At 48.4% G+C, this 22,134-nt stretch carries 16 protein-coding genes and 1 pseudogene; 4 read left to right on the forward strand and 13 right to left on the reverse strand.

The genetic code is table 11. The features are described from left to right. Positions 1 to 306: 306 nt before the first annotated feature. The 5 genes from AC3WRW_RS01430 to AC3WRW_RS01450 all read right to left on the reverse strand — a co-directional run bounded on the left by AC3WRW_RS01430 (position 307) and on the right by AC3WRW_RS01450 (position 5,788). Complete coding sequence (locus tag AC3WRW_RS01430) at positions 307 to 1,101, reverse strand: sporulation protein (protein WP_492544288.1); 795 nt, start codon at positions 1,099 to 1,101, stop codon at positions 307 to 309. Positions 1,102 to 1,103: 2 nt separating this feature from the next. Beyond that, positions 1,104 to 1,865 carry an AAA family ATPase gene (locus AC3WRW_RS01435; protein WP_492544290.1) on the reverse strand — a complete coding sequence of 254 codons (762 nt, stop codon included), beginning with the start codon at positions 1,863 to 1,865 and terminating at the stop codon, positions 1,104 to 1,106. 117 nt (positions 1,866 to 1,982) lie between these two features. Next, a complete protein-coding gene (locus tag AC3WRW_RS01440; RefSeq protein WP_492544292.1) occupies positions 1,983 to 3,446 on the reverse strand; it encodes an RICIN domain-containing protein in 1,464 nt (487 codons plus the stop codon). A 258-nt stretch (positions 3,447 to 3,704) separates the two neighbouring features. Then, positions 3,705 to 4,625: an EamA family transporter gene (locus AC3WRW_RS01445; protein ID WP_492544294.1), complete on the reverse strand. Its 921-nt coding sequence runs from the start codon at positions 4,623 to 4,625 to the stop codon at positions 3,705 to 3,707. Beyond that, complete coding sequence (locus AC3WRW_RS01450) at positions 4,622 to 5,788, reverse strand: iron-containing alcohol dehydrogenase (RefSeq protein WP_492544296.1); 1,167 nt, start codon at positions 5,786 to 5,788, stop codon at positions 4,622 to 4,624. The genes AC3WRW_RS01445 and AC3WRW_RS01450 overlap by 4 nt, the downstream gene beginning before the upstream one ends. Before the next feature lie 131 nt (positions 5,789 to 5,919). Between AC3WRW_RS01450 and AC3WRW_RS01455 the strand changes: the two genes are divergently transcribed. Beyond that, positions 5,920 to 6,258, forward strand: coding sequence for a L,D-transpeptidase (locus tag AC3WRW_RS01455; protein ID WP_492544298.1), 339 nt, complete (start codon positions 5,920 to 5,922; stop codon positions 6,256 to 6,258). Positions 6,259 to 6,315: 57 nt separating this feature from the next. Here AC3WRW_RS01455 and AC3WRW_RS01460 read toward each other — a convergent pair whose 3' ends face one another. The 3 genes and pseudogenes from AC3WRW_RS01460 to AC3WRW_RS01470 all read right to left on the reverse strand — a co-directional run bounded on the left by AC3WRW_RS01460 (position 6,316) and on the right by AC3WRW_RS01470 (position 13,255). After that, the gene (locus AC3WRW_RS01460; RefSeq protein WP_492544682.1) at positions 6,316 to 6,768 is read right to left on the reverse strand and encodes a sensor histidine kinase; all 453 of its coding nucleotides are present in this window, start codon (positions 6,766 to 6,768) and stop codon (positions 6,316 to 6,318) included. A gap of 54 nt (positions 6,769 to 6,822) precedes the next feature. Further along, positions 6,823 to 11,511 (reverse strand): annotated as a pseudogene (locus tag AC3WRW_RS01465) (AAA family ATPase); the annotation flags it as partial. A 91-nt stretch (positions 11,512 to 11,602) separates the two neighbouring features. Further along, positions 11,603 to 13,255: a hydroxysqualene dehydroxylase gene (locus tag AC3WRW_RS01470; protein ID WP_492544300.1), complete on the reverse strand. Its 1,653-nt coding sequence runs from the start codon at positions 13,253 to 13,255 to the stop codon at positions 11,603 to 11,605. A 423-nt stretch (positions 13,256 to 13,678) separates the two neighbouring features. On the opposite strand from AC3WRW_RS01470, the gene AC3WRW_RS01475 reads away from it, so the two are divergent. Further along, positions 13,679 to 14,896, forward strand: a complete 1,218-nt coding sequence (locus tag AC3WRW_RS01475; protein WP_492544301.1) for a PASTA domain-containing protein — start codon at positions 13,679 to 13,681, stop codon at positions 14,894 to 14,896. A 532-nt stretch (positions 14,897 to 15,428) separates the two neighbouring features. Here the strand turns inward: AC3WRW_RS01475 and AC3WRW_RS01480 are convergent. The 4 genes from AC3WRW_RS01480 to AC3WRW_RS01495 all read right to left on the reverse strand — a co-directional run bounded on the left by AC3WRW_RS01480 (position 15,429) and on the right by AC3WRW_RS01495 (position 18,295). Beyond that, positions 15,429 to 17,195 (reverse strand): methyl-accepting chemotaxis protein, encoded by a 1,767-nt coding sequence (locus tag AC3WRW_RS01480; protein WP_492544303.1) that lies wholly within the window; start codon positions 17,193 to 17,195, stop codon positions 15,429 to 15,431. A 155-nt stretch (positions 17,196 to 17,350) separates the two neighbouring features. After that, positions 17,351 to 17,725, reverse strand: a complete 375-nt coding sequence (locus AC3WRW_RS01485; RefSeq protein ID WP_492544305.1) for a hypothetical protein — start codon at positions 17,723 to 17,725, stop codon at positions 17,351 to 17,353. Beyond that, a complete protein-coding gene (locus tag AC3WRW_RS01490; protein WP_171687368.1) occupies positions 17,715 to 17,885 on the reverse strand; it encodes a hypothetical protein in 171 nt (56 codons plus the stop codon). Before AC3WRW_RS01490 ends, AC3WRW_RS01485 begins: the two co-directional genes overlap by 11 nt. A gap of 224 nt (positions 17,886 to 18,109) precedes the next feature. Next, positions 18,110 to 18,295, reverse strand: coding sequence for a hypothetical protein (locus AC3WRW_RS01495; protein WP_492544307.1), 186 nt, complete (start codon positions 18,293 to 18,295; stop codon positions 18,110 to 18,112). Between the two features lie 123 nt (positions 18,296 to 18,418). Between AC3WRW_RS01495 and AC3WRW_RS01500 the strand changes: the two genes are divergently transcribed. Further along, a complete protein-coding gene (locus AC3WRW_RS01500) occupies positions 18,419 to 20,695 on the forward strand; it encodes a sensor histidine kinase (RefSeq protein WP_492544309.1) in 2,277 nt (758 codons plus the stop codon). After that, positions 20,692 to 21,339 carry a response regulator transcription factor gene (locus AC3WRW_RS01505; RefSeq protein WP_492544311.1) on the forward strand — a complete coding sequence of 216 codons (648 nt, stop codon included), beginning with the start codon at positions 20,692 to 20,694 and terminating at the stop codon, positions 21,337 to 21,339. The genes AC3WRW_RS01500 and AC3WRW_RS01505 overlap by 4 nt, the downstream gene beginning before the upstream one ends. Before the next feature lie 71 nt (positions 21,340 to 21,410). Here AC3WRW_RS01505 and AC3WRW_RS01510 read toward each other — a convergent pair whose 3' ends face one another. After that, complete coding sequence (locus AC3WRW_RS01510) at positions 21,411 to 22,133, reverse strand: nucleoside phosphorylase (protein WP_492544313.1); 723 nt, start codon at positions 22,131 to 22,133, stop codon at positions 21,411 to 21,413. Position 22,134 lies beyond the last annotated feature (1 nt).

A 22,134-nucleotide genomic window follows, 5' to 3' on the forward strand; every position in this document is an offset into this window, starting at 1 on the left:
CTTAGCACCCGCCATTACTGGCGGTAGCCCAAGACTCGCTATTGGCGGCATGGCTTTTGCCTTTCCAAGCAGGAGTTACACCTGCTAAATTACACGACTTTACCATTGGTCGCTCACACCCTGTAGTTCCCCTTGCAGCCAGCCTCCCTGCTTGCATGTCTGCCTCCCTGCTGCATGCCTGCCTGCTCACTTGCTTGCCCACGCTCATTCAAGCACAAAAAAAGGGCCATCCCCCAGGTCCTTCAGACCCTTAGGAGATAAGCCCTTTTTCTCTCAAGTCACTTCAATTCTCATCTGCCCTTGCAACTACACATCCAGCAGCTCGTCAAAAATGCCTCTGAACTGGTCCGCCACCGATTCAGCGCCCTCCTCCAGCTCTTCCCTGCTGAAATAGTAGCGGTGATGGGATTCATCCGTGTCCAGCAAATCCGACAACAGCCCGCCGAAGCCGCGCGTTCTGCGGTCAAACTCCAGGAGGACCTCAACGCCCTCCGCGTCCGGATAGAAAACAAGCTCCAACTCGTCCACCGAGCTGCGATATTCCCCATTTTGATACGGAACAAACTCAAAGTTTTGAATAAATGGCAGATGATAATTACGCTGCGGGTAATATTCGTTCTCTGCCTTATGCAGATGAAAGCCCAATTCTTCCAGCGCTTCAAAAATAACCGATGTATGCGGGTGAGCCAGCACCTCGATAGGATCGCGATCGGACGGATCAACCGCGTTGTCAATGTCCAGTCCTGTATGAATCCAGATCGGGCTCACGCCAATCGAAACTGGCGTCTCATGCGGCAGCACGAAGTGAAAAGGGATCTCCACCGTTTCTCCCGGCGCCAGAACAAGGCTTTCCCCCAGCAGGATGTTCGCTACCACGACCGTTTCTTTGTGCATGCGATTCGAATCGTTATCCGCGGGCTTGAGATATTCCGTCATAATTTGAAAGTAAATTTTGTCTGCTTTTTGCTCCACGCTGCCGCCTTTGGCAACGACGACACCCTCTACCAGCTCGCCGGGAACGAAGGCCTCCGTATGAAACTGCGCATCGATATCGATGTTTCCGATTCCAACTTTGGCCATCATTTTCTTGAAGAATGACATGACTACGAATCCTCCCCCTCTTCATCCTCAAAAAGAGCCCGGAAATACCGCTCCCGATGATTCAGAAAATCTCTCGTTAAATTATAATGATCCGTATCTTCATACGCGACAGGCTCGATGGCGGTTTCAGTGAACTGCAAAATTTGCGCGTCCGGATAAGCCATAATAATGGGAGAATGCGTCGCAATAATAAACTGCGCTTGCCCCGACTTGTCCAATTCCCGAATAATTCTTAGGAAAGTCAATTGATTCTGCGGCGAAAGCGCCGACTCCGGCTCATCCAGCAGGTACAAGCCCTTGCGATCCAACCGATTTTTGAAAAAAGTCAAAAAAGCTTGGCCGTGCGACTGCTCATTTAACGATTTGCCCCCATATGGCGCGTAGGCTTGGTGCCCGATATAGGGATCCTTCGCCATCTCATCGATATAACCGGCAAACGTATCAAAGGTCTCCGCACGGAAAAAGAGTCCTTGACTTACTTTAGGGAGCCAGGACAATTTCATGATATTCGTTAGCGATTCGTCATCTTTTTCTTTTTTTATCGTTAAATCCCTGCCGCCAACGACGCTGAATCCGCAGGAGACGCCGATCGCTTCCAGCAGCGTTGACTTGCCCGAACCGTTATTCCCGATAAAGAATGTGACATTGGATCGAAACCTGTATTCGCTAAAGTCTTGAATTGCCTTGATGTTAAAAGGGAAAACCGCTTTCTCCGCTTCGGACAGCTCAGACCAATCCAAAGCAACTCGCTGCAAGAATGGCATATAAGCCTCCTTTTGCTAATCCCAAAATGTAGGGTGATTCCCTTTCACTTTACACGAAAGCCAACATAAAAAGCTACCCCGCTATAGATTCCTCTACAGCAGGGCAGCCGCTATCGCCTATTCAACCTTCAACAACCGCCATTGCTGGTTTTTGCCGCCATTGTCCGTATACTGGATGGCTGCGCCGCCATTGGCTTTGGAGCCGCCGGAGATGTCAATAATCTTGCCGGTCGCCCGATTTTTCAATTTAAAATTGCCGGCGCCGCTATCGACAACCTGCCAATGCTGACTGGTCCAGCCGCCGTCAGCCCACTGCTCAATGACAGCGCCGTCAGCGGTCGAACCGTTTTCCACGCCGATTATTTTACCGCTGCCGCGGTTTTGAATTTTATAGTACCCGCTTCCCGCGCTAATGAATTGCCACTGCTGGCTGTACCAACCGCTGTCGATATACTGCTCCAAATCATCCCCGTTCGCCATGCCTTGGTTCACCACATTCAGCGCTTTGCCGCCGTTGCGGTTCTCAAGAATATAATAAGCGCTCGTATCAATCGCCGGCGATGAGGACGTTATCGTTCCTGTTGCGGTATCGATCGTTACGTTGCTGCCCCAACTCATCGAAAGCGAAGTGTTCGTCGGGAATTGCAGCGGCAGCCACACATAACGGGATTCCATCACTTTCCCGCTCCAAGCTCCTGCCCAGCGGTCGCCCATATATAAATAAGACGTTGTGCTGGAGCCATCGACCGGCAGTACGTAAGCACTTTGCGAATCGTAAGTCGTCCCATCGCCAAAATTGCTAAGTCCGCTCCATGTGCCGGTAATAGAACTCGCTGTGGCATATTTGCCTTGGTTAGGATCCCAACCTGTTGCGCCCGAGGTTACCAGGAAGTACACACTGCCCCGTTTGAACATCGCCGGAGCTTCCCGATATTGACCCGCCCATAAGGTTTGAACCAGCGAGTCCACGCCAAGGAAATCGGGCGTTAATTTATAAATGTTCATGTCGGCATTCACGCGGGTTGCTGAAATTAAGTAAGCCGTTCCGTTATCATTGAACACCGTCATATCGCGGGAATCATTCCCAAGCGGGCGGAAACTGCCATGATACGTGTACGCACCGTCCACGGTACTCGACGAGGCGACCGCCGTGCGGGCCTGCCCGTAATCGACGCCGTTTTCCCAATGCATCCACAATACGTATTTGCCGGTGGAACTATTATAAATGACTTTCGGTCTTTCGATATTGGACACACCCAGCTCTGCTGCCGAATTTTTCGTTAGAATATCGCCACGGTATTCCCATGTTTTCAGATTGCTGGAACGGTAGCAGGATACGGCATTGAAAGTGCCATCCGCATTGCGGTTCTCCCCGAACCAATAATAATAGCTGCCGACTTTCAGGACACCTCCGCCATGTGCGTGAATGATATTTCCGCTTGTATCCTTAAATTGAATGCCATTCTGCACGGTGACGGCCGCCGCCTCCGATTCCTTCGCAAACAGGAAACTGCCCACCGTTAGCAGGCCCAACAAAGCCGCAAGCACGAAGTTGAACAAACGCAAAACAGGTTTTCTCATCAAATGAATCCATCCTCTCAACGATTGTTTTTGTCGGACTAGTCCTTTTGACAACGGCTTCAGCGTTAACTCGACTCTAATTAAGCGCTTACATAACTAAACGCCAACCACCTCCTTCGCTTCCACCATATAAGAAATGCAGGCTTCCTTCCACTGCATAATCCCGCACAACTATGAACTTTTCATACTTTTTGAAGTGAACTTTGCGCATACAAAAAAGTGAACTCCTCATCGTCACGATGCAGAGTCCACCCGATCCTAATTTATATCCAATTGTCTCTTCTTCCAAAGCTTCATCGTTTCAGGCAGTGCGATGCCGATCATGGTAATGATCACACCTGCCCACTGCAGTGCATAAACGGTTTCATGAAGCACAACGAAAGACATGATGACGGCCGTCGGCAATTCTGCCGCACTCATGATGGTCGCGATTCCCCCTCCAATCCGGGGAACGCCGATAGCAAAGAACAATGGCGGTATGACGACGCCGAAGAAGGCTAGCAGCAGCGCCCACGGCAGCAGCTCTTGATGCAGGGAGCCGTTGAACAGAAAGTGTGGCGGATACACGAGCATAACCAAAATCAACGACCCTGATTGCATAATTGCACTGCGTGTAACTGGCGCAAGCGTACTGGAAACTTTGCCGCTAAACATAATGAAAAGCGCATAAGTCAGCGCAGAGAGTAGTCCGAGTCCTATACCGATCAACGCCGGCGCTTCTTGACCGCCCTGCAAATACCCGCTCGCCATAATAATTCCGATAAATAAAATGCAGAGCGCAATGATTTTATCTTTCCCCGGACGCTTCCGCTCCGTTACAGCCTCAAGCAAAATTCCAATCCATGTAAATTGAAACAAAAGAATAATGGCAAAAGATGCTGAAATATATTGCAGAGCCGCGTAATAAAAAATGCCGGTTAAGCCAGAGGTGGTTCCCACGGCCATGAGCTTCAAAGCTTGCCGCGGCGCTACTTTCGTCTTCACAGGCTGGGTCTGGCCGCCGCGATTGGACTTGGCCGAGGCGAAAGCCATCGTCCAAATCATCAGCACGCCGAACAAATTTTGACTGCCAACCACTTCCCCTACGTGGAAACCCGATTCATACGCTTTTTTGACAAAGGTGGATAACAAGCCAAAGCTGCAGGCGCCAGCCAGCACGAACAAATAATATTTCATCATAGGCAGCGCGTCAAAATATCTCTGACCGTATCCCTCGTCATCATTTTGTAATTGCCCACGGTGTCCTTCATGAAGGACTTATGAATTAATTCCTCAAGTCTGGCATCATCGATCCCGTAATCCGCCAAACAGTTCGGGGCGCCTAGCGAATTCCAGAATTGACGCAGGGCGTCGATGCCTTCATTCGCAATTTCGTGATCGGTTTTGCCTGCCGGATCGACACCGAAAACAGCCAAGGCCAGCTTTTTCATTCGTGAAGGATCATCTTCCGCGCAATGCTGCATCCAGTTCGGATAAACAATGGCCAGCCCGCCGCCGTGCGGAATGTCATAGACCGCAGACAAGCCGTGCTCAATCTGATGGGATGCCCAATCTCCGCCATCCGTGCCGCTTGACAGAAGCCCGTTGAGGGCGGTTGTTCCCGCATACATGATTGTCGCTCGATGCTCATAGCTGTGCAGGTCTTCAAGCAGTTTAGGCGCAGCTTCCATGACCGTCAATAGGACGGACTCCATGAAACGATCCATCATCGGGGTATTTTCCGAAAGGTGGAAATACTGCTCAAGCACATGGGACATGATATCGACGATGCCATAAACCGTTTGATCTAAAGGCACCGAATACGTGTATTCCGGGTCCAAAATAGAGAAGGCCGGATAAGCCAGAGGACTGCTCCAACCGCGCTTCTCGTTTTTCTCCCAATGCGTGATCACGGAAAGATTGTTCATCTCCGAGCCGGTAGCCGCGAGCGTTAGCACCGTACCGAACGGCAGCGCTCTAGCAGGAACCGCTTTGCGCGTAATGATGTCCCAAACATCCCCTTCGTAATAAACGCCGACCGAAATCGCCTTAGCACAGTCGATCACACTGCCCCCGCCTACGGCAAGAATAAGATCAATATCGTGCTCCCGGCAAAGGCTAATCCCTCTCTTTACGGTTGTAAGCCGCGGATTCGGCTCAACGCCGGACAGCTCAAACACTTCTGCTTGCATATGGTCAAGCTGCTCTTTAACAGCTTCGTAGACGCCATTATTCTTGATGCTTCCTCCGCCATATACGAGCAATACTTTTTTGCCCGTCGTGCCAAGTTCGAGCGCGAGCTGCTCGATTTGCCCTTTTCCAAACCATAATTTGGTTGGATTGAATTGTAAAAAAGATTGCATGTCCGTAACTCCCTTGGATGACTGATAACTAACTACAGCAGTATACCATAAGTCCGTTTTAATTTAAAAAAACAGAAGCGCCCTGTTCTGTTCCAGAATATCTACATAGGATAGACGGAGGTGATCATCCCATGCCCAAATACCGCATCATCGTCGATCTGTCCCACTTCCAATTACATTTGCTCGATGTAAACCGCGTCGTGCGGAGCTTCCCTGTAGGCATCGGCCGAATGGTAACCAAAACACCTACCGGCGAGTTTACCATTATCAATAAACAACCCAACCCCGGCGGCCCCTTCGGCGTCTTCTGGATGGGGTTAAGCAAGCCGCATTATGGCATCCACGGGACGAACGATCCTTCCTCCATCGGCAAGCTTACCTCTCACGGCTGCATCCGCATGTACAACGAGGATGTACTGGAATTGGCCGCACTTGTTCCCATTCACACCCGTGTGACGATTCGCCCATAGCAAAGAGCTGTCCTTCCATGCAGCTTCTTTGCATGAGGACAGCCCTTGAATGCATCGCTATATCCGGTGTACAGGCAAGGAGAACGAAATGCTGCAGCCTTTGCCCAGGCGGCTTTCCGCCCAGATTTGCCCGCCGTGGTATTGGACAATCTCCTTGGCTATCGCCAAACCAAGACCGCTGCCGCCCGACGTGCTGCGTGATTTGGACGCTTTGTAAAACCTTTCAAAAATATGCGGCAAATCCTCTTCGCTAATACCCACGCCAGTGTCGGTAACCCGGATCACAAGCTCGCTGGGATCACCTTTGATATCCACCCGTACATGAATGAAACCGCCTCTAGCCGAAAACTTGATGGCATTGTAGATAATATTCGCGTACACCTGCTCAATGCGGTCTATATCTACGGTTAACAGCATTTCTTCGCCTTCCGACTGCGCCATGTCCAGCGTGTAGGTGATGCCTGCATTGGCGCAATCCAGCTCATACTTGGCAAACAGTTGACGCACCATCGATTGGCAGGAAGTAGGCGCAAGTTGGAAATGGAACTGCTTCGTTTCCAAGCGGCTCAATTGGTAGAGATCGGTAATCAACCGCTGAATGCCGACGATCCGCATATGGACGACCGAAAGGTACTTTCTTTGCTCTTCCGGCTCTTGAATAACACCGTCCAGAATCGCCTCTACATAGCCTTGAATGGACGTCAGCGGCGTACCCAAATCATGTGAAATATTGGACAACAGGTCGCGGCGGGACGTCTCCATGAGAATCAATTCATTCGTCCGCTCTTTGACTTTGGACTCCAAATCATTATAAAGTCTGGCATTCTCAATCGAAATTGCCGCCTGCGCGGACAGCAGTTTAATAATATCAAGCCGGTCCGACGTAAAGGCATTGCGAATTAAATTGTTTTCAAGATAAAAAACACCGACTAAATTGCCTTGATGAAGGATAGGCTCGCAAAAAATCGACTTGCCTTCGGCTGCCCGGATATAAGGATCATGCGTGAAAATGCCTTTGTTCGCCGCATCATCCAAAACAACGCCTTCCTTGGTCCTGGCAACGAACTGGATCACCGCAGCCGGAAGATCTTCTCTCGTTTCAAGAGCTACCGGACTAACGATACAGGAGTCCTTGCCGTCTGTCGCCAGCATTTCCGCCTCGACGTACAAGCTGTCTTTTTCCTTGAGGACAAGAATACTGCGCTCGGCACCCGAGGAGTAGGTAACGATTTCCATCAATCGTTTGATCAGCTGCTCCAAGTTGACTTCACTGGATAAGGACCTGGACGTATTCATAATCGTCATAAAATCCAGCGCCTGCAGCGAGTAATCGCTAATATTCGTCGTACTCCAGTCCTGCTGCTCTTTAAGCGAGGTTAAATAGTTCGGATATCTTAGCTTCAACTCGTCGGCCTTCGCTTTTGCTCCCCAGCTTAAATAGCCGTAATACGCGTCTATGAAGTAAGTTTTGGCTATCTTCTCGCGGCCAGCGTCTTTGTACAGCTTGCCCGCCAGCTCGCAGGCTATCGCCTCATGCTGAATGAAGCCCTGTTCCCTTGCTTGCCGGATGGACAATTCATAGTATTGCTCGGCTTTCTGGAAATTCCCCGTGACACGGCTCCACTCGGCATGCATCAAGGAGCTGAGGTGCGAGAAATTTTCCCGGCCATGGGAAGCCCACTTGTCCATTTTGCGCAGCATTTTGCCCATCTGCTTGTCGTATGCCTTCTGCTCATGGAACGCTGCTTCCTTATACATCGCGGCAATCGATAAAGCATGATAGAAATAGTTCTCTGGAATATGAAATAATCCGAAGGATACAGACTGCATCGGCTCTGCTTCTTTGCTGGTCTTTAGAGCAGCTTCGTATTGACCGAACAAATAGTACAGCATTATTTTTTTAACCTTATATTCATGCAAAATAACTTGATTCGGGTGGATTTCCAGCTTCCGGACAAAACGCTCTTCCTGTTCCTCATCCGTACCGATAATCAGGGGATTTCCGGCCTTCCCTTCCAAATTCTGAATCACCATGCGCAGCATTTCCAGCATAAGCAGCGTATCGTGATGGTTCGTTTGTTCCAGGATGCGGTAATTTTTGCTGAGATCGTCCTGCACTTCCGGGAGCGGCACACCTTGAAAATCTTTCGTCAGCACCTGATAAGTCAGCGCATAACCGGCGAAAACGAGATCTCCGTCTTCGATTCCGCTTTTGAACGACTCGTTTAACTGCTCCAAGCACACCGGCAGCGGTTTGACCCAAGGCGTAACAAACAATCCGAAGGAAAAGTGACTTTTGCTGCGGTATTGGTGAGATTGGAAACGGGCATTCAATCGCTGTCCAAGCTGCCCGTACTGATAGCCGAGCTGATAATCTCCGAAGCCGGAGCCCAGAATTAATCCGTAGGCCCCAAACACGTAGGACATAACCGGCGTATTGCCATATTTCAACGCATGCTTGGTCATAATGAACATGAAAAGCACGAACAAATTCGTGTTGACGAAGTACGCCGATACGGCGATACTCATCATCAAATTCATTAATTTGAAACGGTACTCATCTTCCATGATCGGCAAATCGTAAAGCTGCAGCGTATTTTTCCGACCGATCTTTGCTTTAAGGTTCACATAGGCCAGAAATATATTCAAACTGGTTGGCTCACTCGGTATGCGCAGCCCTTGTTCAGCTAACGCTTTTAATCCGACCTCCACACTTTTGCGCTGTTTCCCCACGTTGGTGTACAAAATAACCTGCAAGTTATACACTTCCAGCTTCAGCTCGTTCGTGCGCGCGTCGAGGAGCAATTGCTCATAGGAAGTTTCCGCCTCATCCGCCTGGCCGTTCAAATACAGCACCTCAGACTTCTCAAGCCGGATAGAGAAGCTGAGATCCGCCATCTCTTTATCCTCAACCAGCTTCAGCAGAGCCAAAGCCTTATTGTAATATTGGAGCGCGGAACGATAAGCGTTCGAGGATTTGGCTTTGCGGCCTGCGCGAAGGTTAAACTCCAGCAGCTTAATAATCTCCTGACGTTCAACTAACAAGCCGGAGCCGATGTTCATATGATTCACAATATCGAATAAACGCTGCTCGATTTGTGCTTCTGGCAAAAATTCCAACAATTTGCGGGCAATGTGCAAATGTGTCTCAGGCAGACTGGACTGCTCGATTGAGCCATAGACAGCTTCTTGAATGGAATCATGGACGAACATGAAACGAATGTCCTGTGCGGCTGAATTGCCCTGCATATCCGTATAAAATTTATAATCCGTACCGACCGGGATGATCAAGCCTGTTTGAATGGAAACTTCCAGCTCCTGCAATACCTCTTCAAACGATGTCATGGCAATGATGCCGAGCGCTTCCAGATCAAAGGTCGCTCCTAAGCAAGCAGCCTGCCGCAATAAATATTGCGTTCGGGATGGCATGCGCAGCAGCTTCTCCGCAAGGAGAAACATGAGATTGTCCGTGATCCGGAGCTTCTGAATTTCATTCATATCCCAAATCCAACGATTGGCTTCATAGCTGTAGGCGACCAAATTTTGTTCATACAGGGCGGTCAGGAATTGCTTGACGAAAAAAGGATTGCCGCCTGTTTTCTGCAAAACAAGCTGCGCCAATTCAGCAACATGCTGCTGCTCCGTCTTCAGCGACTCGGCGACCAGTTGCTTGACTGCGGATAGCTCCAAAGCCTTCAGCACAATGCGTTCCGAAACAAGCCGCTCCGGCAGTTTGTCCAATAATTGAACATGCGTGGAGGACAGCCAGTTGGTATCATACTCGCTGCGGTACGAGCCGATAAAGAGGAAATGGCTCATTTGCGAATCGCTTAACAACAGATCGATGAAATGCAAGGATGCCGCATCCGCCCACTGCAAATCGTCAAGGAACAGGACAATCGGCCTTTCTTTCGTGCAAAAGATAAGCAGAAATTGCTGCAGCAAGAAATGCAGCCGGTTTTGCGTCTCCTGCGGGGGAAGCTGCTTCGCGTTCGGCTGTTCGCCGATTAGCAGTTCGAGCTCAGGAACAAGATCGGTTAAAACTTTGCCGCTTGTTCCGAGCACTTTGAGCAAACGTCCGCGGTATTCTTCAATTTGCTGATCTTTTTCCGTCAAAAGCTGACGGACGAGCTGCCGCAGCGCTCTCGACAGCGCATGATAGGACACATGCTGTTTGCCGGGCTCAAACCGTCCCGATATGAACCATGTGTTGTCCTTCATGGACGCTTTCATCGTCTCCGCGATGAGAAACGATTTGCCGAAACCGGACTCCCCGGTGACCCATACGGCTTCCAAGGAACCATGCACGGCACGTCCGTAAACATGCAGCAGCCTTTCAATTTCCGGGGCTCGTCCATACAATCCCTGAGGAATTTGGAACATATCCGTCATATCGTAAAGACCGATGGCAAAGTCTTGGAAATCGTCCGGCGAGTTGACCATCATGAGGCAATGCTCGAGATCCTGAATAATGCCGTAGGCGCTTTGGTAGCGGTCTTCGGCATTTTTGGCGAGCAGCTTCATCACGATATCGGAGAGCGGCTTAGGAATGTCCATTCGAATGCTGTCCGGAGGAATTGGCGTCACCGCGAAATGACAGTGAATGAGCTCCACGGGATCTTCCGTTTGGAAGGGAAGCCGTCCGGTGAGCATTTCGTAGAAAGTAACCCCAAGCGAATAATAGTCCGAGCGGTAATCGATGATCCGGTTCATTCGGCCTGTTTGCTCAGGGGACATGTAGAAGAGCGTTCCCTCCAGCAGCAGCGGGTCCAACATTTCTTGACGTTCTCTCGTAAAGGAGGAAATACTGAAATCCGCCAGCTTCATGATCTTTTTATCCGGATTAATAATGATGTTGCTTGGCTTGATATCTTTGTGAATCACGTATCGCTGATGAATGTCGCCGACAATTTTGACCAATTGAATGGCTGCGGTTAAAAAGGCTTGAAGCGACTGGCGAAAGACAGGAAAAAAAGCCGACAACGTATCGCCGTCGAAATCTTCCAGAACGAGCGCAATGCTGTTCTGATACTTAGGCAGCCCCAGCGGTTTCACAATGCCCGGGATGTCCAGCAATTTGCCGATCTCATACTCACGCTTCAATCGTGCCACATCCGCAGAAACCGGAAAGTCGGACCGCAGCGTTTTTATAATCACTTTCTCCATAGTCGGTTTATGGATGGCGCGGAAAAGCACGGTCCGTTCGCCTTGATAAATCTGTCTGATCAATTCATATTCCGGCAAAATTAACATAAAATCCTCCTAGTAAACCTTGCAGCCACATACCGTCTAACAAGACGAACGCACCCCGCACCCGCGGAGCGCGCTTGTCACGATTCCTGCATTACCAACCAAGCATTTTGCCATCCCAAGGCAGTCCCTTTTCAAAACGGCGCCTGTCATGGATGTGGTACCCCTTAAGCACATCGAGATGTGCCAGCTCAAAGGTATACATTTCCCATATTTTACAAGGTTTTTCCTTGGATCCGTCTTGTTTCAGGATCGCATTAACCGCACGGCGCGCCGCTTCGTTGGCCCCTTCCATCGTAGCCAAATTCGTATTCGTACGCACGTAATCAGCCGCCAGGAACAGATTCGGAATAGCGGTAAATGCTTCAGGACGATCATCCCAAGTCCCTACGCGGTTAATAAGCAGAGGTTCCATATTCGTGCAGGCTTGGTCAGGGTTCTCGAAGTGTATATCGGTATCCAGGAACCAAGAATGTAGAACTTCGTCTTCTAAAATGACAGCTCCGTCCACATTCAGGCTCTTTTTCATCTGCGCCCAAACTTCGGCTTTAATCTCTTCCGCGCTGCAGTGCGTAGCCGGCTTGCCGAATAAGATTCCCGGCGTATCCCAATCGGAAATATCAACGGAAAGGATGCCCCTTACCGTGCCGTCGCCGTACTCGCTCAAGTCAATGTCCGGCCAGAATTGCTTCTGCGAAACGGACGTGAGGGACCACGGAGCGTCCAAATAAATGACGTGCCCGTGTGTGATCTTCACATCTTTTGTCAAATAATACTGAATCCCGTTCATCCACGCCACGGAATCAACCAGCCTCACCACACCGGCAAGGCCCGGATCTGCTTCCAGCATCGCGCCCGTAATGAATTTCCCCATCACCTCGACCGGGAAGGCTGCTATGTAATAATCCGCTTCAACGTCAAACGTTTCGCCGTTCTCCGTTACCTTGGCGCTGCGAATGACGCCGTCGACACAATCGATGCTTTCTACTTTTGCAGCCAAATGGTAGTCAACGCCTTTTTCCGTTAGAAAGGCTAGCCAAGGGTTCACCCACTTGTCATTCGTAGGACCGTTCAAGAGACGGACGAAGCTCGTTCCCGGCGTCGTAATATCCAGTGTCATTTGGGTCGCTACAGGGCCTACGGTTTGCGTGTTGGCGATTTTGGACTGACAAGCTACAAGTGTTTTGGTGAAGCCTGCAAATATTTTTTGGAAAGCAGGGGACTGCTGCTCGGCTTCAATGAACGTCCACCAGTCGATCAGATTATATTCCTCGCGAATGCGCTCCTCGCAGGACGTCATCACTTGCCACAGCTTACGCCCGTATTGCTCCATATCGTCCATCGTCAAGCCCAGGTTATTGTCGAACAGATCTCGAAGAACAACAAGGAAGTTATCGAGCGTGAACTCGATCTTCGCCAGCAAGGGCAGCAAGGGAGCCGTGTAGGTAGCAATATCCAGCCGCGTCACTTCCATTAAATTATCATACACGGTTCCGTTCTCATAAGGAATTCTCTGCAACGTATCAATAACATGTCTGTAAAATCGCGGAAAAAGCCGGAAGCCGTGTTCGCCCGGAAGATCCTTTCTCCCATCGACGCCGCTGCCAACGAATGGCATCGATCTTGCTTTACCTCCCGGGATGTTTTTAAACTCATAAACGGATACTTCGTAACCTCTTGTAATTAATTCATGCGCAGCGCTCAACCCGGCGACGCCGCCACCCAAAATTGCGACTTTTTTCACCATTTTTCCTCCTCGAATTGGATCATATTGTAAAATCGTCTGTAAACTATCATAACATTTAGGCCATTTGAATCATAGACTTTTAGTTCAATAGAAACAGAAAAAGCAAAAACCAAGTGCAGATTTCATGCTAAATTAGGTCTTGCAACGATTTCTATGATTATTTGGTAAAGCCTTATTCCAAATTCGCAGAAAAAAGTGTACAGTAAAGTCAGCGAATAAAATGTTTTCCACCTCAAGCTGTTAAACTCGGTTTCACTCCTTTCTCCACCTCATCCAACCCGAACAATTGTAATATCATTCTAACAAAAAATTCGGATTTCCATGTTATTTTTACTAACAATCTACCAAAATTCCTATATCTCTTCGAATCGTATATAATATAGGCACTGCTTCATGATGCCATCAAGAGAGGGTGGAAAGTCCATGCATAACAAGATGGGTACACGTTACATACCTGGGACCCAGATCATCAGTTTACCTCAGGGTGCTCTTCATGATGGAGAAGATTTATTTCTGACTCGTAAAGTTCTTCTTTATAACATAAAGCTTGGACCAGGACAGATTGGCGCAGATTATATGCGAACTCTCCATCACAAAGCCGCATTTATTCATGACGGTTTTCAGCATATCCTTGATACTTCCGTAGAGGAAGACTCGGTAACGATTATTTTGCAAGCAAAACCAGGCTCGTTATTTTCCCGGCAAATTCATAAGAAAGCGTGGACGTTCCATCAGATTACCGCGATGATCGCCGATTTGGGCGTCTCCCTGCTTGACGCCTTGGAGGAGCGGATAACAGGATTTTCCATTGCCGCCGACAATCTATGGCTGGACGATCACAACAAGCTCACTGTCATTAATTATTGGGACAAAGGAGATCCGCAGGCACAAGGAGCCGTTGGCCTATGCCGGTTGATGCTTCAACTCTTTAGCGGCACGCAGCCGGTTACGAGCGCATTTGAAGTGATGCACACGCAGCTGGAGCGTACGCCAATCACATCCGCCTCGCCTGAGCAGAAGGATGCTTTGGTGAAGCTGGTGAAGCTCATCTGTCAAGGGCAAGCTTCCCTGTCCTCCTTCGTGTTTGGATTGCGCAGCTTGCAGCCTTCCGCTCAGACCGAAGAAGCGGCTCCTGCCGTCCTCCTGCGGCCATCCAGGTCCCAGAGGGTCCAAGAAGCCGCCGAAGCAGAGGACAGCACGGATTCGGAAGATGAAACGGAGCAAAGCCCCGCAAAGAACCGCTTGCGCAAGGCTGGAATCGGTGCGGCTGCCGTTATCGTTGCAGCTACTGCCGGCTGGGTGCTTTGGCCATCCTCGGAGAAGGAACGTCCGGCTGTCGTGACGCCGTTGCAAACCTCCACTTCGGCTCCGCCGACGGCCAGCCCCTCAACAACGCCTGTTCCAACTAAGGCCGCAGGGACTGCGAACAAGCAACTAGAGGAAATCGTGGTGCCCAATCTGGTCGGGCAAGCGTTGGCGGATGCCGAGCAGCAAGCTTTAGCTGTGGGGCTCCACTATAACTATGTGATCGAAGCGAGCAATCTTCCCAAAGGAACGGTCATTCGACAGGACCCGCAGCCAGGAACGAAAGGGTTGCAGGGCGATAATGTTACGTTCTGGGTGAGTAAAGAAGGGCAGTAAGCCACCAGTTGCACGTAACTCCCTAGGAGCTATGGTCCTAGGGACAAAATTGACTCGTACAACGGCGCTGCCGTTGTTGCACAAAGCAAAACCGTCAGGAAAACCCTGACGGTCCTTTTGCATGTGAACATGCAATAAAAAGCAAAGCTTCCCTCTCCCCGTGATAACTGCAAAAGAAAGTCCAGGTAATTTCGGGTGAACGGTGCTATTCCAGCCATTTCCAGTAAATTTACGTGCTATTATACAGGAATTGATTGAAAGTGCGTGGAGCATGCTGATCCTGATGTACTTTCTGCTCTTGAGCTGAATAAATGCCCCACTAGAATAGAAGGGGAACTATAGGGCTCTATTTCGCTAGAAACAACCCTTAGGGCAAAGGGAAGGGAATTAGGGGCCGCTATTTCACCATTCCTAACTGATCGTTAGGTACTTGAGGTGAATTAAGACCCTATAGTTCCTCTGAGGCGCCCGAAATCCAGCTTTTCGCCGAAATAAGGGAACAGCGTTCCCTCAATTAGACGGTTCTCACGAGCTACACTTTAATCTGTTCAATGGACTTTCTCATCTCATCCGTGAGCCCGCTCAGCGCATCCGCCGAATCGGCAATCTCTTGCGCGATTTTGAGCTGCTCATACGTCAATTGATGGATGTTCGACGTTCCGTCGGATGACGATTTGGCAATGTGCGCGATATCGACCACGGAGGCGGCGACTTCTTCGGAGCCTGCTGACATTTGCTCGGTCACCGAAGAGATATCTTGAATCTGCTCAGAGACGAAACGGAACTGTTCCACAATATGCCGGAAAAACTCCTCTGCCTTTTTGGATAACTCGGCGCCTGTCTGAATCTCGCTCATGCCCGCTTCCATCGCTTCTCCCATCCGCTCAGTCTCGCGATGAATATTTTGCAGCAAAGCCGCGATAAGCTTCGCCGAATCCGCAGCATGATCAGCCAGCTTGCGCACTTCTCCGGCTACGACGGCGAAGCCCGCTCCATGTTCGCCTGCTCTTGCCGCCTCAATCGATGCGTTCAAAGCCAGCAATTTCGTTTGCTCCGAAATATCGGAGATGGCGGATAATGCTACGCCAATTTCCTGCGAATGACCGCGCAGCAGCGCTGCCCGGCGAAGCGCTTCTTCCGTCGCCGTAGTAATCGTCTCGAACTGGCCGTTCATATTACGGACGATGGTTTGTCCGGATTGTGCGCTCTGCAGCGCATTGTCCGACGCATCGGAAACGGTTAAAGAAGCTTCAGATATGCGCTGAATGGCCGTTGCCATTTCCTCCATGGAGCGCGCGCTTTCGCTGGTGCTGAACTGTACGGTGTTCGCGCCGTCGGCGACCACCTGCAGCGATGCATTCACGTTTGTGTTCATCTCGAGCAATCGATGCGCCTGCACATTAAAATGCTGAGTGGTCACAACGAATTGATGGGAGGTGTGCGAAACGTTCGACACAATCGTGCGAAGCATATCGTTAATCTCGTTAGACATCTTCATCATTGCATTGTACACCGTGCCGATTTCGTCAATGGACCGAACCGGATTTGCGGCTAATTGCTGCCTTGCGCTTATGAAATCGCCTTTGGCAATGCTTTCCGCACCTGCTCCGACCCACTGAAGCGGGCGAAGCGCGCGGGACACAAACAGCATAACAAGTCCAAGCGCAGCAATCGTAAGAACAAGCATGAGCCCATAGACAGGCAGATTGCTTTTCATAACGCGTGAGGAAATTTGCTCCGTCACCCCTGCCTCGGTATCGATACCAAGGGCGGCGATGACTTTGCCCTCTGCATTTTTCACGGGCGTATAGGTCGATATGTATTTCCCATATTTGGGGTTATCAATAACCTCGGAACTGGCCGAATCTCCCTTCAATAGGACATCAATTTCAGCGTCCGAAATATCCGTTTGTTCATTAATGGGGGAGGCGACGTCTGAGCCTTTGGGCTGCCCGTCGATCATGAGGAATGGTTTGCGCTGCTCGTCAAAACGCACGACATATACATACAGCGCTCCAATTTGCGTGCGGTATTGATCCAGCTCCTGTCTGATCGTCCAGTAGAGATCGTTTTCTTTCGGATCTTTTAAAAACTGCTCGAGTTTACCGATATCCATCCCTTTCGCGTAGCTTTCCGAAAGCCGGATGCCATAGCTGGATATCGCTTCCACTCCTGCGTGCTTGGCATTTCGGAATTCCATCGTGATATAACCGGCTGACAATGCCAATATGACGATCATAACAGCGGTTACAAGACGAACCACCAAGTGTTTTCTAAACCATGCAACACTATGCAACATAAGAAATTCCCCTTTACTATTTTCTTCCTTCGATTATTTTCGACAAAATCATACCAATTCCTTCTTCTTCCATCAAACTATTTAGTTCAAAAGTCACACAACAAAAAAATGGCTGGACAGAAATACTCCTGCCCAACCATTTTTACATGTATATATTAAGATTTTAAATCCCTGTATTCATTGTTATCAGACAGCCGTTCAAGAAACGTAACGACGATCATCTTATAGTGCGAATGATCCGGTTGCAGACCGTTTTCTTCCATCAACTCAAATTCAGCAACCATCTGTACGTCATCATCAATGATAAACACCGTCGGTTCGTTGCCCTCACTGGGTTTGATCCGTTCGTCCTCCAGCTTTTTCCTCACAAATAAATTAACTTCTTCAAGCTCCGCTTTTTTGTGCGTCACACGCTCGCCCCAGCGGGATTGGGCATGACCGGTAACAACGAGGCCGGCTATTCGTTTACCAGCCAACTTTGCGGCAAAAGGCTCGTAAGTACTCCACCGATTCAGCTTCTTACCGTTCATTTCCTGTATTCCAGCGATGATTCGCTTCGATGATGTCCATCATCTTCTTCATTGAAATTTGAATTTGTTCCTTTGAGGGCAAGGAAAGCGTGCTGTAGGTTTGTTTAACAACTTCCGTTAACACCGTATCAAACATACATTCAAACTGTTCGTTATTCATTATGATTTCCCTCCTTATTTACATGATATTGGAAAATTCCCTACTTACATCATATCTCGAAGCGTCCGGAATATCAGCGCAATATTTATTTTCGTAAAAACACCTCCGATTCTCAAAAAAACGCATATTTTTTTGCGCAATAAAAAAAGATTGCAGCTAGATTTTAAAAATCTAATTGCAATCTTTTTGAGAGATTTGGTAAAATTAAGGAACGGTGTAATAATCTAAAACCAGAAATCTTCTTTTGGTTCGTTCTTCCTAGATTTGGTAAACGTTTTCAAAATTGCCTGTTTTTCTACATCTGAAACGTTTGTGATGCTTTTCAAGGCAGTCAATCTTTCACTTAAATCTAACTTTGTGAGAGAAGCAATCGTTGTTGATAAATTTGGTGACCAAGCAGCACTGATCATACCCATACCCCCTAGATAAATTAAGATTAAGTAGCCACTGTAATTATAGCAGTGATTGAGAGGAAGATATAGTGGTTGAATCATAAATTATATAAAATTCTATTATCCTTTTGCTTACTAGGTATGCAGATCTGGTTTTTGTTCGTAACGTTTCAACATACGTTTTTTGGGATTCAGCTGCAAAGAAATGAACAAATGGAATGGAGCATCAAACTATTTCAAATTGAAGAGATCCGTTCGGAGCTCGACCTGCAGGTTGGAGACAAAATTGTTGCCATTAATGGAAAAGACCCGAATGAAAATAAAATTGTACGCAAATGGGCCACGATCGAACAAGCCGATTCCGTTACGGTCTCCAGGGATGGCAAGGAGCTGACCATTAGTTTAAACGAGATCGTTCAACCGGCCTTTGATTATATTTCTTTGTTCGGAGAAATTTTATCACTTTGCATTTCATTCATGATTCTGTGGAAAATTCCGCATTCCAAATCGGCTCGGCTGCTAGCGCTCGTGTTTCTCATGATCGGCATCATTTTCATGTGCATCCCGCCTTCGGCTCGCGGCGACAGCCTCGCGAAGGTCATGATCAGTGATCTTATGATGATACTGGCGTTTGTCTTTGCACATTTTCTTACACAGTTTTTCAAAGAGAAAAGTGGAATTTCGCTCCCGGATACATACTTTAGATACGTATATGGCGTTATGCTGATTACTTTTATCGGGAGATGCATTTATTTCACTCCGATGGATACCTACCATTTTTATATCGTAGACTATCGCTGCGTTCTCCTGTTATTCTTGTGCGGTTTCGTTCTGAATGCCGGAATCCTTTGCTATGTATTTTTTAAATACCGTCGTGAGAATTCGTCCATTCAAGCCATTATCAAGCTGGTCTGGTTCGCCTTGTTCATATCGACAACACCGCTCGCTTTGCTGTCTTTTTTCCCGATACTGTTCAGGGGGGAGCCGCTCGTTTCACCGCTGTATACCGGGTACTTTGTCGTACTGTTTCCTTTATCGTTCACGTATATGATCGTGTCCAAGCAGCTGTTCGACATTCACATTCTGCTTCGCCGCATTATCTATACCACGCTCATCTCGATGGTGCCAAGTACGCTCATCGTGCTCATGATCGCCTTTATTTTCAGCAAGGAAGCCAGTATTGAGACCTTGTCGGTGAGCTTCTTATTCATTTTAACAACAATCTCTTTCTTGCTGTACGTACTTGAGTACTTTGTTACAAAGCTGGATGCCATCATGTTTCCAAAGAAGTTTTATTTGCAGCTTGCGCTAAAGAAGATAGCGAGAAATTTGCGCACCATCACAAGTTTTCGCGAACTTAAAGATATTATTCTGGTCGATATTGTGAATACGCTGAATGTATATGGCGGAGCTATCGTGTTTCAATATCCCCATTCGATGGAAACCATTGGCGAGGGCGACTTGAATTTAGAAGAGATAGAACAATATCTTCGTGAAAATCGGTTGGATGACTCGAAGTACTCCATATTTGTCATTAATCAGAACGAGGAGTATGCTTGTTATCTCGTCACCGCAAGGAAGAAAACTAACACGATGCTGAGCTTAGAGGAACGCCAATGGCTGAGTCTGATCATTTCTTATTTGGCCGTAAGCTTGGAAAATATTTATTTGATTCGCAAGCTAACGGTGAAGCTGCATGAGCTGGCCTCTCAGATCCCGAATGGGGAAGCCGCCCAAGACGTCGTTTGGCTTCGCAAATCGCTATTCGAATTGCAGGAACAAGAACGGTACCGAATTGCTACCGATCTTCATGATACGACCATGCAGGACATTTTATTGGTTCGCAGGAGGCTGCTTTCGTTTATCGAGAATAACGAGGATCAGAAGCAGGTCGTCCAGGCTATCAAGCATCTCGATTTAGTCAATGAGAGCTTGCGCCAAAGCTGCTTTGAATTAAATCCGCATCTGCTTCAAAACATCGGACTCATTCAAACCATTCAAGCGACGCTGGATCTCGATATTGGGTTAAATGAATATGAAACCCATTTCTATGTCGAAGGGTCCATGATCATAGAAAGCCTGGATATGGACATCAAAAAACACATTTTCCGTATCTTTCAAGAGCTTATGCATAACGCCAAGAAGCATTCCAACGCGTCTAAAGTCATGATTAAACTGACTGTCATCGATAACTACATGTGTTTATTCTACAAGGATAATGGCGTAGGCTTAGATCCTCAAGCGCTTGCCAAAGATAAAAGACTTCGCACAATCGCGAATTCAGGCTTCGGTTTAGAACAGATGAAAAGCCGTGTCTTGCATTTGAATGGACATCTGGAGCTGCTTTCAGATAAAGGAAGCGGCGTTGAACTTACCATTCGAATTCCCATACCTACTCAGGAAGGAAGTACTTCATGAATAAGCAATCAAAGATATTAATCGTAGATGATCACCCTTTAATGGCTGAGGCGACTTCAAGTACTTTAAAACAGATTGACGGCGTACACATTGTTGGTATTGCGGCTACGGCCAAACAATGTCTCGAACTGATGGACCTGCATGTGCCCGATATCGTATTTCTTGATTTTAATTTGCCGGATCAATACGGTGACGAAGTTGCCAAAATTATTAAAGGGAAATACCCTGCAACCCATCTTGTCATCTTTTCCGGCATCGAATTATCGCACCTTTACAATCATTTGATCGGACTTGAGGTTAGCGCGGTAATCTCTAAGGAATCCAGCGGTACGCTTATTAAAAGTTTAGTAACTCTCTTGTTGGAGAACTTCACGGTGGTGCCTGTTCCTGTGTTTCAAAAAATGAGAGTGTCCAGCGGGAATTTGCATCAGACGGATTTATTGGACGACGATGAAGTGAATATGATGACGATGATTGTTCAAGGATTAACGAATGAGCAAATGGCCGATGAAGTGCATATGAGCAAACGAACCGTCGATAACTACGTTCGCAAAATTTATGAGAAATTGGGCGTTAAATCCCGGGCGCAGGCGGTAGATAAATTTAATCAGTTCAAGCACATTTTTGATGTGAACCGCAGGTAGTCATGGCATACAAAGAGGCCTGTCGTGAAAGTAGCATACTCTACTTATGGACAGGCCTTTCGTATTTTGTTCTACTGATTCAATTTTACGATGGCTCTTATTGCAGCTTCAATCTCACGCTCTACGGCACCTGAAACGACATCCGTATGCGGATCGTATACTTCCCTCAGATCAGCATCGGCATAGCCGTCCAAAGCGACTATTGCACCCGCACGCACACCGCGAAGCGAAGCAATGACGTATAACGCAGAGATTTCCATCTCGACAGCGAGCGCTCCTGCCCGCTTGTACTTCTGATGGGGGAATTCTTCAACCCCTTGGAAGAAAGCATCCAACGTCACGGTTATCCCTTTTTTCACCAGACCTTCGCTCTCGCTTGCAGCTTCAAACAACGCACGAACGACATCCGAATCCGCTACAGCGGGGAATCCTAACGGAACCAACTGACGGGTCAAGCCCTCTTCGCGAACCGCAGCCGTGCTCACAACCAGACTGCCGGGCGGCACATCAGCGGAGTAGGAGCCTGCCGTACCGACACGGATCAATGTCTTGACCCCGCCTTTAATCAACTCTTCGAAACAAACCGCTGCTCCCGGCGATCCGACGCCATGACTGACAACGGTGATAGCTACTCCATGCGATTCTCCGACAAAAGTCCGGTATTCCCGGCTAAAAGCCAGCTCACGTACGTTGTCCAGCTTGCTTGCAATAGCTTCCGCTCGGAACGGATCCCCGCATACGATGGCGGAAGGGCTCAAATCTTCCGAATTTACTTGTAAAATAGATAACTTCATA

The sequence above is a fragment of the Paenibacillus sp. FW126-R14 genome, from assembly GCF_058789495.1.

Coding starts and splice junctions, on each gene's coding strand:
- AC3WRW_RS01430 (WP_492544288.1), bottom strand. CDS start 1,101: ATGTCATTCTTCAAGAAAATGATGGCCAAAGTTGGAATCGGAAACATC.
- AC3WRW_RS01435 (WP_492544290.1), bottom strand. CDS start 1,865: ATGCCATTCTTGCAGCGAGTTGCTTTGGATTGGTCTGAGCTGTCCGAA.
- AC3WRW_RS01440 (WP_492544292.1), bottom strand. CDS start 3,446: ATGAGAAAACCTGTTTTGCGTTTGTTCAACTTCGTGCTTGCGGCTTTG.
- AC3WRW_RS01445 (WP_492544294.1), bottom strand. CDS start 4,625: ATGATGAAATATTATTTGTTCGTGCTGGCTGGCGCCTGCAGCTTTGGC.
- AC3WRW_RS01450 (WP_492544296.1), bottom strand. CDS start 5,788: ATGCAATCTTTTTTACAATTCAATCCAACCAAATTATGGTTTGGAAAA.
- AC3WRW_RS01455 (WP_492544298.1), top strand. CDS start 5,920: ATGCCCAAATACCGCATCATCGTCGATCTGTCCCACTTCCAATTACAT.
- AC3WRW_RS01460 (WP_492544682.1), bottom strand. CDS start 6,768: ATGGTGCGTCAACTGTTTGCCAAGTATGAGCTGGATTGCGCCAATGCA.
- AC3WRW_RS01470 (WP_492544300.1), bottom strand. CDS start 13,255: ATGGTGAAAAAAGTCGCAATTTTGGGTGGCGGCGTCGCCGGGTTGAGC.
- AC3WRW_RS01475 (WP_492544301.1), top strand. CDS start 13,679: ATGCATAACAAGATGGGTACACGTTACATACCTGGGACCCAGATCATC.
- AC3WRW_RS01480 (WP_492544303.1), bottom strand. CDS start 17,195: ATGTTGCATAGTGTTGCATGGTTTAGAAAACACTTGGTGGTTCGTCTT.
- AC3WRW_RS01485 (WP_492544305.1), bottom strand. CDS start 17,725: ATGAACGGTAAGAAGCTGAATCGGTGGAGTACTTACGAGCCTTTTGCC.
- AC3WRW_RS01490 (WP_171687368.1), bottom strand. CDS start 17,885: ATGAATAACGAACAGTTTGAATGTATGTTTGATACGGTGTTAACGGAA.
- AC3WRW_RS01495 (WP_492544307.1), bottom strand. CDS start 18,295: ATGATCAGTGCTGCTTGGTCACCAAATTTATCAACAACGATTGCTTCT.
- AC3WRW_RS01500 (WP_492544309.1), top strand. CDS start 18,419: ATGCAGATCTGGTTTTTGTTCGTAACGTTTCAACATACGTTTTTTGGG.
- AC3WRW_RS01505 (WP_492544311.1), top strand. CDS start 20,692: ATGAATAAGCAATCAAAGATATTAATCGTAGATGATCACCCTTTAATG.
- AC3WRW_RS01510 (WP_492544313.1), bottom strand. CDS start 22,133: ATGAAGTTATCTATTTTACAAGTAAATTCGGAAGATTTGAGCCCTTCC.